The organism is Neotamlana sargassicola, from assembly GCF_020523965.1.
GTDB lineage: Bacteria > Bacteroidota > Bacteroidia > Flavobacteriales > Flavobacteriaceae > Neotamlana > Neotamlana sargassicola.
On record NZ_JAJAPX010000006.1, the window covers coordinates 259,353 to 276,166 of the forward strand.

Annotated in this window: 15 protein-coding genes; 12 read left to right on the top strand and 3 right to left on the bottom strand. The window is 31.3% G+C overall.

Annotation, left to right across the window (positions count from 1 at the left end; translation table 11 throughout):
- Position 1: 1 nt before the first annotated feature.
- Both gap and LG651_RS14690 read left to right on the top strand, forming a co-directional pair.
- Positions 2-991, top strand: coding sequence for a type I glyceraldehyde-3-phosphate dehydrogenase (gene gap, locus LG651_RS14685; protein WP_226696863.1), 990 nt, complete (start codon positions 2-4; stop codon positions 989-991).
- Positions 992-1,047: 56 nt separating this feature from the next.
- Positions 1,048-3,273, top strand: coding sequence for an ATP-binding protein (locus tag LG651_RS14690; protein ID WP_226696864.1), 2,226 nt, complete (start codon positions 1,048-1,050; stop codon positions 3,271-3,273).
- On the opposite strand, the gene lpxK is transcribed toward LG651_RS14690, so the two are convergent.
- Positions 3,263-4,267, bottom strand: a complete 1,005-nt coding sequence (gene lpxK, locus LG651_RS14695; RefSeq protein ID WP_226696865.1) for a tetraacyldisaccharide 4'-kinase — start codon at positions 4,265-4,267, stop codon at positions 3,263-3,265. The genes LG651_RS14690 and lpxK overlap by 11 nt on opposite strands.
- A 47-nt stretch (positions 4,268-4,314) precedes the next feature.
- On the opposite strand from lpxK, the gene LG651_RS14700 reads away from it, so the two are divergent.
- From LG651_RS14700 to LG651_RS14745, 10 genes are all read left to right on the top strand, one after another.
- Positions 4,315-5,409 (top strand): Nif3-like dinuclear metal center hexameric protein, encoded by a 1,095-nt coding sequence (locus LG651_RS14700; RefSeq protein ID WP_226696866.1) that lies wholly within the window; start codon positions 4,315-4,317, stop codon positions 5,407-5,409.
- Between the two features lie 3 nt (positions 5,410-5,412).
- Positions 5,413-6,192 carry a zinc ribbon domain-containing protein gene (locus LG651_RS14705; protein WP_226696867.1) on the top strand — a complete coding sequence of 260 codons (780 nt, stop codon included), beginning with the start codon at positions 5,413-5,415 and terminating at the stop codon, positions 6,190-6,192.
- 361 nt (positions 6,193-6,553) lie between these two features.
- The gene (msrA, locus tag LG651_RS14710; RefSeq protein WP_226696868.1) at positions 6,554-7,213 is read left to right on the top strand and encodes a peptide-methionine (S)-S-oxide reductase MsrA; all 660 of its coding nucleotides are present in this window, start codon (positions 6,554-6,556) and stop codon (positions 7,211-7,213) included.
- 55 nt (positions 7,214-7,268) lie between these two features.
- The gene (locus tag LG651_RS14715; RefSeq protein ID WP_226696869.1) at positions 7,269-7,925 is read left to right on the top strand and encodes a hypothetical protein; all 657 of its coding nucleotides are present in this window, start codon (positions 7,269-7,271) and stop codon (positions 7,923-7,925) included.
- Between the two features lie 210 nt (positions 7,926-8,135).
- Positions 8,136-9,407 carry a kynureninase gene (gene kynU / locus LG651_RS14720; protein WP_226696870.1) on the top strand — a complete coding sequence of 424 codons (1,272 nt, stop codon included), beginning with the start codon at positions 8,136-8,138 and terminating at the stop codon, positions 9,405-9,407.
- A 43-nt stretch (positions 9,408-9,450) separates the two neighbouring features.
- Positions 9,451-10,848 carry an FAD-dependent oxidoreductase gene (locus tag LG651_RS14725; protein ID WP_226696871.1) on the top strand — a complete coding sequence of 466 codons (1,398 nt, stop codon included), beginning with the start codon at positions 9,451-9,453 and terminating at the stop codon, positions 10,846-10,848.
- A gap of 556 nt (positions 10,849-11,404) precedes the next feature.
- Positions 11,405-11,557 carry an SsrA-binding protein gene (locus LG651_RS14730; protein WP_226696872.1) on the top strand — a complete coding sequence of 51 codons (153 nt, stop codon included), beginning with the start codon at positions 11,405-11,407 and terminating at the stop codon, positions 11,555-11,557.
- Between the two features lie 211 nt (positions 11,558-11,768).
- Positions 11,769-12,260: a 3-hydroxyanthranilate 3,4-dioxygenase gene (locus tag LG651_RS14735; protein WP_226696873.1), complete on the top strand. Its 492-nt coding sequence runs from the start codon at positions 11,769-11,771 to the stop codon at positions 12,258-12,260.
- A gap of 56 nt (positions 12,261-12,316) precedes the next feature.
- On the top strand, positions 12,317-13,402 hold the full coding sequence (locus LG651_RS14740; protein ID WP_226696874.1) for an amidohydrolase family protein: 1,086 nt from the start codon (positions 12,317-12,319) through the stop codon (positions 13,400-13,402).
- The gene (locus LG651_RS14745) at positions 13,402-14,046 is read left to right on the top strand and encodes an O-methyltransferase (RefSeq protein ID WP_226696875.1); all 645 of its coding nucleotides are present in this window, start codon (positions 13,402-13,404) and stop codon (positions 14,044-14,046) included. The genes LG651_RS14740 and LG651_RS14745 overlap by 1 nt, the downstream gene beginning before the upstream one ends.
- 33 nt (positions 14,047-14,079) lie before the next feature.
- On the opposite strand, the gene LG651_RS14750 is transcribed toward LG651_RS14745, so the two are convergent.
- The gene (locus tag LG651_RS14750; protein WP_226696876.1) at positions 14,080-16,368 is read right to left on the bottom strand and encodes a tetratricopeptide repeat-containing hybrid sensor histidine kinase/response regulator; all 2,289 of its coding nucleotides are present in this window, start codon (positions 16,366-16,368) and stop codon (positions 14,080-14,082) included.
- A 130-nt stretch (positions 16,369-16,498) separates the two neighbouring features.
- Positions 16,499-16,786 carry a Sec-independent protein translocase subunit TatA/TatB gene (locus LG651_RS14755; RefSeq protein WP_226696877.1) on the bottom strand — a complete coding sequence of 96 codons (288 nt, stop codon included), beginning with the start codon at positions 16,784-16,786 and terminating at the stop codon, positions 16,499-16,501.
- Between the last annotated feature and the right edge of the window lie 28 nt (positions 16,787-16,814).

The window sequence follows — 16,814 nt, forward strand, 5'->3', positions numbered from 1 at the left end:
AATGATTAATGTTGCCATAAATGGTTTTGGCAGAATAGGCAGACGTGTTTTTAGACTTCTTCAAGAATACAACAATATAAACGTTGTTGCCATAAACGATCTAGCTGATGCTAAAACCTTAAGTCATCTATTAAAATACGATAGTGTACATGGGCTTTTTAGCGGTACTATTTCAGGTGAAAACAATAACATTATTGTAAATAACAACACCATTCCGTTATTAAATCATAATCATCCAAAAGAAATAAATTGGCTACCATTTAATGTAGATTTTGTAATTGAAGCCACAGGAAAATTTAAAACAACTCTAGAATTAAATCATCATTTAAATAATGGTGCAAAACGAGTGATTTTAAGTGTTCCGCCAATTGAAGATGATATAAAAACTATTGTTTTAGGAGTTAATAATTATATATTAGATGGCTCTGAAAAAATAATATCTAACGCATCGTGTACCACAAACAACGCAGCCCCAATGTTTGATGTTATTAATACCCTTTGCGGTATAAACGAAGCTTATATTACAACAGTACACTCTTACACCACCGACCAAAGTTTGCACGACCAACCGCATAGAGATTTACGCCGCTCGAGAGCAGCTAGCCAATCTATTGTGCCAACTACAACCGGAGCAGCTAAAGCACTAACAAAAATTTTCCCAGATTTGTCTGAAGTTATTGGAGGTTGCGGTATTCGAGTTCCGGTTATAAACGGCTCTTTAACCGATATAACATTTAATGTAAAGCAAACAGTATCAATAAAAAGCGTTAACGACGCATTTAAACAAGCTTCCGAAGGAAAATTTAAAAACATTATAGAATACACTACAGATCCTATAGTTTCTATCGATATTGTTGGAAACACACATTCCTGCATTTTCGATGCTCAAATGACTTCGGTTATAGGCAATATGGTAAAAATAATTGGTTGGTATGACAATGAAACGGGGTATTCTCAAAGAATAATTGATTTAATCTGTAATTTATCGTGATAAAAATACGTTTTATCGATAAAATGTTTATATTTGTCTAATTCCAAACAACAAATATGTCTAAAATAAAAGCCTACAGTTCTCTTATTTTAATGCTTTTATGCTTAATTAGTTTTGCGCAGGATAAAATTCAAGACGATCCAGAAATTGCGCTTAATAATATTAATTACAGAATAAAACAGGCTCAAGAATATTTAGATAATTTTAACTACTACGAAGCTTTAATAAATCTAGATGAAGCTTTAACGCTTGCTAACAAAACAGACAATAAAGAAAGTATTGGAGTTATTCATACCTTAAAAGGAAAAATTCAATTAGTTGTTAATCAAGAAGAAAAAGCCATAAAGTCGTTAAGCAAAGCCATTGAGGTACAACGACTTATAAACGACAACACAAATTTAGGAAAAAGCTATAAAACCTTTGGAGATATTTATTATTCAAGAGGAGAATATTACCAAGCGCTAGACTCATATACAGCAGCTAAATCTAAGTTTCAAGAAGAAGAACTAGACCAAAATTATACACAAACTTTGCTTTCTGAGGGTAAAACCTATATTTCACTTAAAAATTATAAGAAGGCTCAAAGTTTACTTGAACAAGCGCTACTTGAAGCGCAAAATATAGATTTTTTAAAAGCGCAAAGTGAAGCCTTAATTAATTTAGCAGTTGTTCAAAACAATTTAGGCAACCATAATAAAGCAGTTAAATACGGAAAAGAAGGTATTGAACTTGCCGAAACCAATAATTTTACCAATTTACTTCCTGATGGCTATTTGGTTATAAGTGACTTATATAATAGTTCCAGAAACTTTAAATTATCTCGCGAGTATCTTAATAAGCATATTAAAATTTCAGACTCAATAAGAAGCTTAATTAACTCAAATTCATCATTAGAATTAGAAACGCAAACTAAATTAGCCGAATTAAACCATGACTTCGCCGAAGTAACAGAAAAGCTAAAAAAATCTGAATCGGATAATAACTTAGGAACGTTAATTTCAATTTTAAGTGTTGCTTTAATAACCATTTTGTCGCTTTTAACCTTATCGTTATATAAAAACAACAACATTAGGTTAAAAACCAACAACATGTTGCACAAAAAAAATTCTGAACTTATTGTTGCCAAAGAAAAAGCTGAGTTAGCCTCGAAAACCAAAGCAAATTTTTTATCTACAGTAACTCACGAATTACGAACACCTTTATACGCTGTTACAGGAATTAGTAACATGCTTTTGGATGAAAACCCAAAACCCGAACAAGTACAACATTTAAAATCGTTAAAGTTTTCTGGCGATTATTTATTAACCTTTATCAACGACATTCTTCAAATAAATAAAATTGAAGCAAATAAAGTTGATATTGAACCTGAAACTTTTAATTTAAAAAAGAAAATAAATAATATTATTTTGGCCTTAAACAATTCGGCTCAAGATAATAACGTTAATATTCATTTTGAATATGAGCCAGGTCTTTCGGAAAATTTTATTGCCGATCAATTAAAAATTTCTCAAATTTTAATAAACTTGGTTGGTAACTCCATTAAGTTTACTAAAAATGGAGATATCTGGATTCGAGTTTATAAAATTGAACAAAAAGATAAAATTTACACACTTCGATTTGAAGTAGAAGATAATGGTATTGGTATAAGCCAAGAAAAACAAGACCATATGTTCGAGAGTTTCTCTCAAGGATCCATACAAATTAACCGTAAATATGGTGGTACTGGTTTAGGTTTGTCTATTGTTAAAGGTTTAATTGATATTTTAAAAGGAATAATTTACGTAAAAAGCGAACTTGGAAAAGGCACAACGTTTTTCTTTGAAATTCCTTTAGAATACACTACAGTTGAAGAATCGAGCGATAAAAAACAATCTTATTTTAATCCGGAAAATAATGATTTCGATTTATCGAAGGTTAAAATTTTAGTAGTTGAAGACAACAAAATCAACCAAATGATTACTAAAAAGATTTTAACCAAAATGGGATTACACTGCGAAATAGTAGATAATGGAGAGGATGCCGTAAGCAAAATAAAAGACAACAACTACGATGTTGTTTTAATGGATATCCACATGCCTGGAATAAGTGGTATTGAGGCTACAAAAATTGTTAGAACTTTCGATAAAGAACTTACTATTTATGCTTTAACCGCCGTAACTATTGAAGATAAAATGCAAGAATTTGAAGAGGCAGGTTTTACAGATATTATTCCAAAGCCATTCAAACAAGAAGAGTTCGAGAAAAAATTATACAATGCTTTATCTAACAAAACTACGGCTTAACAAATTGCTTTAATAAATTATTAAACTGTTCGGCGTTATCTAACTTTACGGTTATTGGAAGATAAAACAGCTTATGCTTTAGCTTCTCAAAGTCTTTTAAACGCATAAAATCTTTTTCGGTAGTAATAATTAAGTCGTTTTTTTCTAAACGCAAAACATCCTCAACTTTAAAATTATAATGATCTGGGAAATTTTGGTGCGTAAATTGTAAACCCTTAGTTTTTAAAAATTCAACTAAAGGCGAGGCATTCGCAATTCCTGTTACTAAAGTAAACGGCTTTAAATCGGTTATTTTTTTTGAAGAGTTTTCCGAAAAAACAGTATCAGAATATACAATACTACTAAAAAATACGCTTTGGTTAATGTTGGGTTTAATTTGCTTTGTTATTAGCTCTTTATCCAAATTACTAATTCCTTCAGGGCACTTTGTAACAATAATTACATCGGCACGATTAGCTCCACTTTTGGGTTCCCGTAAATCGCCAGTAGGTAAAACAATGTCCTTAAAATAAAGCCTATTATAAGTAGTTAGCAAAATATTAAATCCGGCATTAACTTTACGATGTTGGTAAGCATCATCAAGTAAAATAACTTCGGGTTTTATGTTTAAATCTAATAAAGCTGCAATACCATTTTGCCTGTTAGAGTCGACTGCAACATAAATATCATCTTTAAATTTACAATAAAACTGAAAAGGCTCATCTCCAATAGAGCTTGCCGTAGATGACAAATTTGCCAATTGAAAACCTGTAGTACTGCGCTTATAACCACGACTTAAAGTTGCTATTTTATAATCGTTTTTTAAAGAACTAATTAAATACTCTATCATTGGCGTTTTGCCCGTGCCACCAACACTTAAATTTCCAACACAAATTATTGGCAAGTTATAAGTTTTAGATACCTTAATATTATAATCGTAAAGCTTATTTCTAAACCAAGTTATTATAAAGTAAACAGGAACAATAGGAAAAAGTATGTATCGCAAAAATTTCATTACAACGAAAGTAATTATTTTATCTTTGATGTAAAATTTAATTGAATATGATTGTACAAGATGTTATAAATCATTTAGAAACTTTAGCGCCTTTGGCATACGCTGAAGATTTTGACAATGTAGGGCTTTTAGTAGGCGATAAAAATTCTAAAATTACTGGTGTTTTAGTAACTTTAGATACACTTGAACCAGTTGTAGATGAAGCCATTGAAGCCAACTGTAACCTTATTGTAAGCTTCCACCCCATTATTTTTAAAGGCTTAAAAAAAATTACAGGTAAAAACTATGTAGAGCGTACTGTTTTAAAAGCAATAAAAAACGATATCGCTATTTATGCCATTCACACCGCTTTAGATAATTCAATTCATGGCGTAAACGACATGATTTGCAATAAATTACAACTTAAAAATAAACGCATTTTAATACCTCAAAACGAAACCATTAAAAAATTAACCACCTACGCCCCAAAAAATGAAGCCGCTGCGCTTAGGAAAGCGCTGTTCAATGCAGGAGCGGGTGCCATTGGTAATTACACAAATTGTAGTTTTAATGTAGATGGCGTTGGTACATTTAAAGGTAACGAAAACTCTAATCCTAGCATTGGAGAGATTGGTAAAGACCATACCGAAGCAGAAACTAAAATAACAATAACCTTCGCTAAACACCTAGAAAGCAAAATTTTAAATACATTATTTAAAACACATTCGTACGAAGAAGTTGCTTACGAAATTATTACCATAGAAAATAAAAACCAAAATATAGGTATGGGAATGGTAGGAGAATTTAAAGAAGCTTTAACCGAAAATGAGTTTTTAAACCACATAAAACTTAAAATGAAAACACCTTTTATTAGGCATTCTTCATTTTTAAACAAAAAAATAAAAAAAGTTGCGGTTTTAGGAGGTTCGGGGAGTTTTGCTATTAACGCTGCCCAAGGGGCTGGTGCAGACGCATTTATTACCGCCGACTTAAAATATCATGATTTTTTTTCGGCAGAAAATCGCATTCTTTTAACCGATATTGGCCATTATGAAAGTGAACAATACACAAAAAATCTTTTAGTAGCTCATCTTACAAAAAAAATTACTAATTTTGCAATCATTTTATCAAAGACAAATACCAATCCTGTTAAGTATTTTTAAAGTATGGCTAAAAAGAAAGAAGCAACTGTAGAAGAGCGTTTAAGAGCGTTATACGATTTACAATTAATTGATTCTCGTATAGATGAAATTAGAAATGTACGTGGTGAATTACCATTAGAAGTTCGCGATTTAGAAGACGAAGTAGCTGGATTAAACATAAGATTAGACAAACTGGTTGCAAGCCTAGAGGTTATAGATAACGACATTGCCAATAAGAAAAACTCTATTGAAGAGTCTAAAGCATTAATGAAAAAATATGCTGAGCAACAAAAGAACGTTAGAAATAACAGAGAATTCAATTCGTTGTCTAAAGAAATTGAATTTCAAGAGCTTGAAATCGAATTAGCCGAAAAACACATTAAAGAATTTAAGGCGCAAATTGAGCAGAAAAAAGAAGTTATAAGTGAAACAAAAGAGCGCTTAAAAGAGCGTGAAACACACTTAAAACATAAAAAAGGTGAATTGGATGCTATTTTAGCCGAAACTGAAAAAGAAGAACAAGCCTTAATTGATAAATCTGCCGAATATAAAGAGCAACTAGAGGAGCGTTTAGTTTCTGCTTATACCAGAATTAGAAACAACGTTAAAAACGGTTTAGCCGTTGTACCAATTGAAAGAGGTGCTTCTGGAGGTTCGTTCTTTACTATTCCTCCACAAATTCAAGTAGAAATTGCTTCACGTAAAAAAGTAATAACAGACGAGCATAGTGGTAGAATTTTAGTTGATGCTGTTTTAGCTGAAGAACAAAAAGAAAAAATGGAAAAAATGTTTTCTAAATTGTAAACAGCTTTCTTTAAAATATGTAGAAGCCTTCACTTTGTGAGGGCTTTTTTTATGCATTAAAATATAAACAGATTGAATTTACAGGAAAAACACCCTTACAAATTCAACCTTTTACCTCTACTTTATTTTACACTTCTACTCTAAATTTGTATCAGTTAGTTATTTAGTTTGCAAGTTATCAACTTGTTTATTTTTAAGAGTTAGTCATTGTCTCTCAAACACAACCAGAACCTAACCTAACTTATTAATCTTGAACAATTACCCCTACTTATCCAAGCCTTTGCGTACTGTAAAGGCTTTTTTTAAATCTATTTTAACATTAAAATTGTTAAGTTTAAAAATTAAAAACGTCTATAATAGCATGAAAAACATATTTCTTTTATTCGGATTATTTGTATTGTTAAGTTGTAAAAACGATGCGCAAAACAAAAAGCAAAAAGTAACTATAACAGATAATGAACCAGTGGAGGTTCCTTTAAAAAATGGAAAAGCCAGAGCTTATTTTGCTAGCGGTTGTTTTTGGTGTGTGGAAGCTATTTACGAAAGTGTAAAAGGCGTAGAAGAATCTATTTCTGGATATTCAGGTGGGCATACTTCAAACCCAACTTACGAAGCTAGTAACACAGGCAGAACAGGTCACGCAGAAGCTGTAGAAATTATTTACGACCCCAACATTGTAAGTTTTGAAACTTTGGTAGATGTTTATTTTGCATCGCAGAATGTAACACAGGTTAACGGACAAGGTAACGATCGTGGTTCTCAATATCGATCTATAATTTTTTATCAAAATAACACACAAAAAGAGGTTATTTTAAAGAAAAAGAAAGCTTTAGCGGATAAATTAGGTAAAACAATAGCCGCAGAAGTTTACCCTTTTCAAAAATTTTGGGTCGCTGAAGATTATCATCAAGACTACGAAAAAAAGCACCCAAATCACCCTTATATAAAAGCGGTTTCAATCCCGAGGTTAAATCGTTTTAAAGCAAAAATGCCAGGCGTATTAAAAAATAATGGGCATTAAAAATAAAGCTTCACAGTTAAAAAAGTATCTTTATAAAAAAGATATTTTTTAACTTATGAAACATTTAATACAAATTACATTCATAGCATTATTATTTTTCAACTGTAAAGAAAAAACAGTTTCAAAGCCTTTAAAAACAGCGTCTAAAACTAATGTTTTAACTACCGCCGAAAAAATTGCAAATGCACATGGTTATAAAAACTGGAATAATGTAAGCGAAATTGCATTTACTTTCGCAGATAAAAGACATTGGTTATGGAATACTAAAACAAACACTGTTAGCCTTTTTACAGAAACCGATACCATAACCTATAACAGAAAACAAATAGATTCTATTAATGCGAAAACCGATGCCGCATTTACAAACGATAAGTTTTGGTTATTATTTCCGTTTCAATTAGTTTGGGATAAAAATGTAACAATTTCAGAGGCAAAAAATGAGATAGCTCCAATTAGCCAAATTGAGCTCCAAAAAATCACGTTAACATATCCAAATAAAGGCGGTTATACTCCTGGCGATGCCTACGACATTTACTTTGACAACCAATATATTATTAAAGAGTGGGTTTTTAGAAAGCAAAATCAACAAGAAGCATCATTAACCAATACTTTTGAAGATTATAAAGATTTTAATGGCATAAAAATAGCCCAAAGTCATAAAAAAGTAGAAGGCGATTGGAATTTAAAATTAACAAACATTGCAATAAAATAAAACATCAAAAAAAAAAATTAATTATAAACGTCTAAGAATTCGTTTTACACGTAAATAAAGTATAAATATTCCGCGTAAGGCGTCTATATATATATCAAAGTGCTTCAATAGTAATATTATTGAAGCATTTTCTTTTTAAAGCCTTATTAATAGTACCAGTTGCTATTCTTATAATTCTTATTTTTGTTAAAACCCAAAAATCAAATCACATTGCACACCTATAAACACGGCCTTGAGTATGCGTTGCAACAAGATAAAAACGATACTCTAGCAAAATATCGCGACCAGTTTTATATACCAAAAGATAAAAACGGAAAAGACTGGCTTTATTTTACAGGAAATTCGTTGGGTTTACAACCAAAAAGTACACAAACTTATATTCAGCAAGAACTAAACGATTGGGCTAAACTTGGTGTTGAAGGCCATTTTGAAGCCAAAAACCCTTGGTTACCTTATCATGAGTTTTTAACCGAAAGTATGGCCAAAATTGTTGGTGCAAAACCTATTGAAGTGGTAGTAATGAATACGCTTACCACAAACTTACATTTATTAATGGTTAGCTTTTATCAACCAACAAAAAAGAAATATAAAATTGTTATTGAAAGTGATGCCTTTCCTAGCGATAGATATGCGGTACAAACACAACTTGAATTTCATGGTTTTAATGCTGAAGATGGTATGGTAGAATGGAAACCTCGTGAAGGTGAAGAACTTTTAAATATTGAAGATTTAGAAACCATTTTAGAGCAACAAGGTGATGAAATTGCACTACTTTTAATTGGTGGTGTAAATTATTATACCGGTCAATACCTCGATTTAAAACGAATTGCAGAAATTGGACATGCTAAAAACTGTATGGTTGGTATAGATTTGGCTCATGGTGCCGGAAATATAAAACCAGAATTACACAACTCTGGAGTAGATTTTGCAGCTTGGTGCACTTACAAATATTTAAATTCTGGACCAGGCAGTTTAGCAGGACTTTTTGTGCATGAAAAACATGCTTACAATAAAAACCTTAAACGTTTTGCTGGTTGGTGGAGCCACAACAAAGACACGCGTTTTAATATGCGCCAACCGCTCGATGTTATGCCGGGTGCCGAAGGTTGGCAACTAAGCAACCCACCTATTCTTTCTATGGCTGCTATAAAAGCATCATTAGATATGTTTAACGAAGTTGGAATGGATGCTTTAAGAGAAAAATCGAAAAAACTAACGGGTTATTTCGAGTTTTTAATTAACGAATTAAATAACAGTAAAATAAAAATAATCACACCTAAAAACCCAGAGGAACGCGGTTGCCAACTCTCTATACAAGTGCAAAATGCAGATAAAAGTTTACACCATAAACTTACAGAAGCAAATATTATAACCGATTGGCGCGAGCCAGATGTTGTACGTTGTGCACCAACACCGTTTTATAATACTTTTGAAGATGTTTTTAAAATGGTAGAAAAACTTAAAGAGATATTAAAAACATAAAAGAGCTTAATAAGAAGTATTTTTAACAATACTAAAATATAACATGAAACAAAAAGAGAATATTTTAATTATTGGCGCCGGTTTATGTGGTAGTTTATTAGCCTTAAGGTTAGCACAACGGGGGTACTTTGTTAATGTTTACGAAATGCGACCAGATTTAAGAAAAACCGATATTTCTGCTGGTCGCTCTATAAATCTTGCGTTTTCAGATCGTGGTAATAAGGCCATGAAATTAGTTGGGTTAGAAAATAAAGTAAAATCACTTTGCATACCTATGCATGGAAGAATGATACATACCAAAGAAGGCGAAACTTTTTTATCGAATTACAGCGGTCGTGAACACGAATATATAAACTCTGTTTCTCGAGGCGAACTTAATGCGCTTTTACTTACCGAAGCCGAAAAACACGAAAACGTAAATATTTATTTTAATAGAAAATGTAAATCGGTAGATTTTGAAAATACTACAGCTCTTTTTAAAGATTATGAAGACAAAACGGAGTTTGTTGAAGATGCCGATTGTATAATAGCCACCGACGGCGCTGGTTCTGCTTTACGTAAAAGCTATTATTTAGGTAAAAAATTCCTATTTAGTTTTTCGCAAAACTATTTAACTCATGGCTATAAAGAACTGAGTATTTTACCCACAGAAACTGGCGATTATAAAACGTATAAAAACGCATTGCACATTTGGCCACGAGGGGATTTTATGCTTATTGCCCTACCCAATTTAGATGGTAGTTTTACAGTAACACTTTTTTTAAGTTATACCGAAGGTAAATACAACTTTAACAATTTAACCACACCAGAAATTGTTACCAAATTCTTTAAAAACGAATTCCGCGATGCCCTTAAAATTATGCCTAATTTAGTTGAAGATTTTTTTAAAAACCCAACTGCAGCTCTTGGCACAATAAAATGCTCGCCTTGGCATTATAAAGGCAATACGCTGCTTATGGGCGATGCTGCACATGCTATTGTTCCATTTTACGGGCAAGGTATGAATGCCTCGTTTGAAGATGTTGTTGAGTTTGATTCTGTTTTAAACCAAAATAAAAATGCCGATTGGCAAACTATTTTTAGTGCATACGAAAAAACCAGAAAAAAAGATACCGATGCTATTGCCGATTTAGCTTTAGATAATTTTAATGAAATGCGCGACCACGTGGGGCAAGCTATTTTTCAAGAAAAACGAAAAATTGAAATGGCTTTAGAAAAAGAGTTTCCTGAAGATTATACCTCTAAATACAGCTTAGTTACATTTAATGAAAATATTGGCTACAAAGAAGCCATGCTTAAAGGGCGTGCACAAGACAAAGCCATTTTAAATTTATTATCGAATAAGCTAATCTCAACAAACGATAAGACCTCAACCATTTTAGAAAAAGTTAAAAAAGAAACCGAAGTTATTTTAAACGAAAACCGAATTGCAGGACTATAATTAACTACTTTAATATTTTTGACATACCATTTCTCTTATCTAAATATACTACAATATTACTCTGCTATATTTCTTTATTTTAAGTTTAATTAATTTATAAAAATCGGCTATTCATTTCAACAAAAAAATAATGAAATAGCCCATTTTGGCCTTCTTAAAAATGAAATCTGCCTTGGTTTACAAAAACTAAAGCAAAAAGCCCCTTCAAAACCTACATATTAAAACTAAAGCAGCGTTTAAAACTACATTAAACAACTTAAAACAAGCAAGTCACAAATAAATCGAAACTAATTATGTTTTTTTAACTACAATTTAGTATTCACTTTCACAGATTTCTATAAAACTGTTTGGCAAACATATAGTTAAGTATTTATATTGAAAAAACAATAACAAAAATCATTGTTTTACTAACCATTTTAAACCATAATTATATGATAACGCTTACCAAAATTTTAATTGAAATAATCATTTTAATTATTTCAATTTTCTAACTTTTTTAAATACGTAAAACTTAGTCTAGAATAAGTTTTACTATTTTTACAAAAAGAAGATTAAATTGAAAAAGCATTTTTTTAAAGGATTAGCAAAACTTAATAAATTTATTCTACCCAGTTACACTAAACAACAGCTCGATTTAGCTAAAGCCAGCAAACTACAACTTGCCATAATTGGTTGGCGCTATTATGTAACTACCAACGCACTAGAATAATTATTAATTCTATTATTAGGTTTATTTTAAACCTTTTCTCGTTACCAAAAAATGTGAAACTTTCGTTTCCTTTTTTAACCAATATAACTACCAAAAAATTTAAATAAAAACTGATATAATTATGGCAAAACATAATCTTTAAAAACAAGACTTTTTAACTATCTTTAAGCTGTACCGATATTAGAATTAAAAAATCTAAAAATTATATAAAATGAGTAAAATATATCCGCCAATTAATTTTAAAGAATGGATTGAAGAAAACCGTCATTTATTAAAACCACCTGTAGGAAATAAGGTCGTTTGGAAAGATGGTGATTTTATAGTCATGGTTGTTGGTGGCCCGAATGACCGTACAGATTATCATTATAACGAAACGCCTGAATTCTTCTATCAAATTGAAGGTGATATTGTTTTAAAAGTTATCGATGAGGGCAAACCTAAAGACATTCATATAAAAGAAGGCGAGATATTTTTATTACCTCCAAAAGTACCACATTCGCCTCAGCGCGGACCAAATACGGTTGGTTTGGTTATAGAATACCCAAGAGACAAAGGCGTAAAAGATAAATTACAATGGTATTCTGAAGAAGAAGCCGATTTAATTTATGAAGAAGAGTTTACTTTGGAAAATATTGAAACCGATATGCCTGCCATTTTTGATAGATACCACAACAAATTTGGGAAAGGAAAATCGAACAAATAAATTTTCATTAATTTAAATTAGATTGTCGCGTTAAAATAGCGCATTAACACCAAACCATGAGCAAACGTAAACTTAGAATAAACGGGCATTCGCATTTATTACCTTATCCGGAAGAAATTCCAGATTTTATGCGAGACAAAGGCATTTTTTGGGTGGATAAAGACCGAAAATTTATGCTTCAAAAAGATTGGAATCGTCCCATTACAGATTCAAGTTTCTTTCTCCATGAAAAACTCGCTTGGATGGAACGCAACAAAATAGACCATGCCGTGGTTTTAAATTTATCGCAACTATATGGTAACGGTTTGCGTTTAGAGGAAATGAAACAAGCGCTTCGTTTTCAAAACGATTTTAACGCCCGAATACAAGCCGAACATCCTAAAAAATTCACTTGTGGTTTTGTAGTGCATCCTGGTTATGTTCGTGGTGCTTGCTGGGAAATTGAACGTTGTGTTGAAGAGTTAAACATGCGTCTTTTATGCTTGCCAACACATTACATGGATACCATTGGTACTTGGCGTAGTATTTTTGATGAAGAAAACGCTCGTATTTTTGAACTTGCCGATAAATATGGATTAGCCGTTGAAATTCACCCCTACGACGGCGAAAAATTTATAAAACTACAAAATACTGCATGGCGTTTTCACCTAATTTGGATGCTTGCGCAATGCGCCGATGCTTACCATTTTTTCACTTTAAATGGTTTGCAAGATAGATACCCAAATATGCGAACCTGTTTTGCTCATGGCGGGCAATTAGCTCAAATTAACTTAGGAAGACGTATACAAGGTTTTGATGGCAGACCCGATTTATTCGAAGGCAAACACCACCCAAGAAAGGCTGTCGGCCATAAAAATATATTTTTTGATACTTTGGTTCATGATACAGGCTCTTTTCAGCTTTTAGTAAAAAATCAAGGCGCCAAACAGGTGTTAATGGGATTAGACGACCCTTACCCCTTAGGAGAAATGGAAAGCACCAAACAATCGTCGTACCCGGGTAAAATTTTAGATTTGGCCATAGAACGCGAAATTATAAACGAAACCGAGCGTGATGCCATTTGGGAAGATAATGTACTACAATGGCTTTATGGCGATGACGAAAAAGCAAAAAATGAACTAGTAAACAGAATTTTAAGTTAATGCATTTTATACCAGAAGAATTAGATGATTATGTTGTAAAACATACCGAAGACGAACCCGAATTATTACAACAGCTTACTAGAGAAACCTACCAGAAAATTTTACAACCTAGAATGCTAAGTGGACATTACCAAGGTAGAATTTTAAGTATGATTTCAAAGTTGGTTAATCCAAAAAATATTTTAGAAATCGGTACTTACACTGGTTATTCGGCCCTTTGTTTAGCTGAAGGCATGCAAGACAATGGCGAACTACATACAATTGATGTTAATGAGGAATTGGTTGATTTTCAAAGAAAGTATTTCGATAAATCTGATTATGCATCTCAAATTCATCAACATTTAGGAAGCGCTTTAGATATTATTCCTAAACTAAATAAAACTTTTGATTTAGTTTTTATTGATGCTGATAAAGACAATTACTCAAAATACTTCAACTTAATTATTGATAAACTTAATACGGGCGGTATTATTTTATCGGATAATGTTTTATGGAGTGGCAAAATTTTAGATAAAACTTTTAAAAAAGATGATACCTCAACGCCCGCTTTAATCGCATACAACGCACTTTTAAAAAACGACACACGTGTGGAAACCGTTTTACTTCCTATTAGAGATGGCTTAACCATTAGTAGGAAAATTTAATTTCCTTACTAATGGTTATACTTTTAACCCTAATTATGATGCTTTTACTACTCGCAAATTAGAACCATTTTGAGGTTCGACTGTTTCGTAATTATTTTTCGTTGCTTTTTGAAGATTTTCCGAAATCACTTGAAAAAACTCATAATTATCGAATGGCTTAATAATGTAATCGTTAAACCCAATTTCTTTGCAGTTTTTACCAATATCTTCAATATCGGCAGCTGTAAGCGCTATAATTGGAATTTCAGAATTAAAACGTCTTACGGCTTTTGTAGCCTCATTACCATTCATAATTGGCATGTTAATATCCATTAAAACTAAATCGTAATGGTTATTTCGTATTTCGTCAAGAGCATTCTGGCCGTTATCAACAATCTTACAACTATAACCTTGCTTAGTTAATAAACTTTTAGTTACTACCTGATTAATCTTATTATCTTCCGCAACTAAAATTTTAATACCATTTTGTCCTTTTACAACGTTATTTTTAACCAATTTGGCTTCTGGTTGAGTAATGTTGCTTAAATTATCAATATCGAAATTAAGTTCGAAACTAATTTTTGTTCCAACATTAACTTCACTTTCTAATTTAATATCTCCACCAAATAAATTCACTAAGTTTTTGGTAATAGAAAGCCCTAAACCAGTACCTTGATAGTTTAAATTACTTTCTTCTATTTGAGAAAAGTTTTCAAAAATAGTGTTGAATTTTTCTTTTGGAATACCAATACCATTATCAACCACTTCAAAACGTAAACCTACTTTATCGTTGTTTTTACTTAAAAGCACCACATTTAATTTAATAATGCCATTACTAGTAAATTTAACGCTATTCCCAATTAAATTTATTAAGATTTGAGACAACCTTACTTTATCGCATTTAACATGCTCTGGCACATAGTTATCGATATTTAAAACTAATTTATTATTAGTTTCTTCTAAGCGATAATTAAAAGTATTTACAATGTTATTTAACATCTCTGGTAAGTTAACCGAAACACTTTTAATTTCGACCTTTTGAGCCTCCATTTTACTAACCTGTAAAATATCATTTATTAAGTTTAACAAATAGTCGCCAGAATATTTTAAAGAATTTAAGTATTTTTTATCGCTGTCGTTTAAATCATTTTTTTCTAATAATAATGACGTTATACCAACAACGCCATAAAGAGGAGTTCTTAACTCATGAGATACATTAGAAATGAATTTACTTTTAAGTTCGGCCGTTTTTAAAGCTTCATCTTTTGCAATTTCTAGTTCACTATTTTTAGTTTCAAGTGTGTTACTTAATTTTCGTTTAGACACATAATTACAATATATTATAACCACCGAAAACAGTAATAAAATTAGCGTTATAACAATAGCAATATTAATTTTCTTGAACTTATCGGCCACTTGTATTTGCTCTAATCGTTCGGCATTTGCTTTTTCTGCATTTGCTTTGTAATCTTCAATTAAAAATTTAGATTTAATAAGTAAATCTTGCTGATTTTTTCTTTTACTATCTAATTCTTCTTGATATTTATTATGTTCTAAAAGCGTAAGGTAAGCTTCGGTACTTTTACCAGATTTTGCTAAGGCCACAGATAACTGCATATAAACCTTACTTAATAAGGGTAGGTTTTGCACATTATTGTCAAAATAAGGAATTGCTTTTCTAAAATTTTCTGTAGCACTATTAAATAATTCTTTTTTAGAATAATAGGTACCAAATACATAATTGAAATACCCTAAATAATACTTACCTATATTTTTTGAATCTAAATCTGATTTAATTTTTAATAAACTAATTAAAGCTTCTTCTAAATTACCCTTAGCTATGTGCAACTCGGTTAAATTTAATCGCGCTTCAAAATAAACCTGTTCGGTTTTTTTATTTTCAGGTGTGCTTAAAACAGGATAGTTTTGAGCGTATTTTAAGCTTTCATTAAAATAATAGGTAGCTTTCGAATAGTCGATTTCCTTTGTATAAATTTTGGCTAAATTTAAATACGTACTTGCTAATAAATAGTCGTCGTTTATATTTACTAACGACTTTAAGGTTAATTTGTAAAATGCCTTTGCAGAGTCGTAATTTTCCATAAGGTTGTAAATATTCCCTATGTTGAAATTTGCCAAGGCACTACCATAATGATCGTGAATTGAATCGGATAATTTTTTAGCTAAAACAAACTCTTTAAATGCTTTAACAATGTTTTTATTCTCCAGATATTGAGTGGCTGAAGAATTAATGTTATCAATGTTTTTGATAATTTCTCGTTCCTCTTTCCCGTAAGTAAGCACAGAAAAGAATAGAAAACAATACAGTAAAGTAGTTTTCATAATGTAGGTTATTTTGATGATTTGGTACTTCAAAGATATTTTTTAAGTAAAAATCACTTCAATAAACTCGGTAAAATGTAAAATGTATTTGTTTAATAGATGAACTACCTATCGATGAATAGATTAACGGCTAAATTTTCCGTTTTACCGATCCTGTAAAATCCTCTAGATCTTCTTTAACCTGCTCTAATTCTTTTTTCACGTCTGAGGCAACGCTAGTGTCAATACCACTATTTTCGGCTGTTTTGGTAATTTCGTGTTTAATATCGTTTGTGGCATCTTTTAAAGTACGCATGCCTTTACCCAAGCCTCGAGCAATTTCGGGTAGTTTATCGGCGCCAAAAACCATAATAGCTATAAATAGTATAAATGCTATTTCTGGCCCGCTAATAAATAATAATGTAGGTTGTTGTATCACAATGCAAATATAAGTGTTGTTTTTGTTA

Coding starts and splice junctions, on each gene's coding strand:
- gap (WP_226696863.1), top strand. CDS start 2: ATGATTAATGTTGCCATAAATGGTTTTGGCAGAATAGGCAGACGTGTT.
- LG651_RS14690 (WP_226696864.1), top strand. CDS start 1,048: ATGTCTAAAATAAAAGCCTACAGTTCTCTTATTTTAATGCTTTTATGC.
- lpxK (WP_226696865.1), bottom strand. CDS start 4,267: ATGAAATTTTTGCGATACATACTTTTTCCTATTGTTCCTGTTTACTTT.
- LG651_RS14700 (WP_226696866.1), top strand. CDS start 4,315: ATGATTGTACAAGATGTTATAAATCATTTAGAAACTTTAGCGCCTTTG.
- LG651_RS14705 (WP_226696867.1), top strand. CDS start 5,413: ATGGCTAAAAAGAAAGAAGCAACTGTAGAAGAGCGTTTAAGAGCGTTA.
- msrA (WP_226696868.1), top strand. CDS start 6,554: ATGAAAAACATATTTCTTTTATTCGGATTATTTGTATTGTTAAGTTGT.
- LG651_RS14715 (WP_226696869.1), top strand. CDS start 7,269: ATGAAACATTTAATACAAATTACATTCATAGCATTATTATTTTTCAAC.
- LG651_RS14725 (WP_226696871.1), top strand. CDS start 9,451: ATGAAACAAAAAGAGAATATTTTAATTATTGGCGCCGGTTTATGTGGT.
- LG651_RS14735 (WP_226696873.1), top strand. CDS start 11,769: ATGAGTAAAATATATCCGCCAATTAATTTTAAAGAATGGATTGAAGAA.
- LG651_RS14740 (WP_226696874.1), top strand. CDS start 12,317: ATGAGCAAACGTAAACTTAGAATAAACGGGCATTCGCATTTATTACCT.
- LG651_RS14745 (WP_226696875.1), top strand. CDS start 13,402: ATGCATTTTATACCAGAAGAATTAGATGATTATGTTGTAAAACATACC.
- LG651_RS14750 (WP_226696876.1), bottom strand. CDS start 16,368: ATGAAAACTACTTTACTGTATTGTTTTCTATTCTTTTCTGTGCTTACT.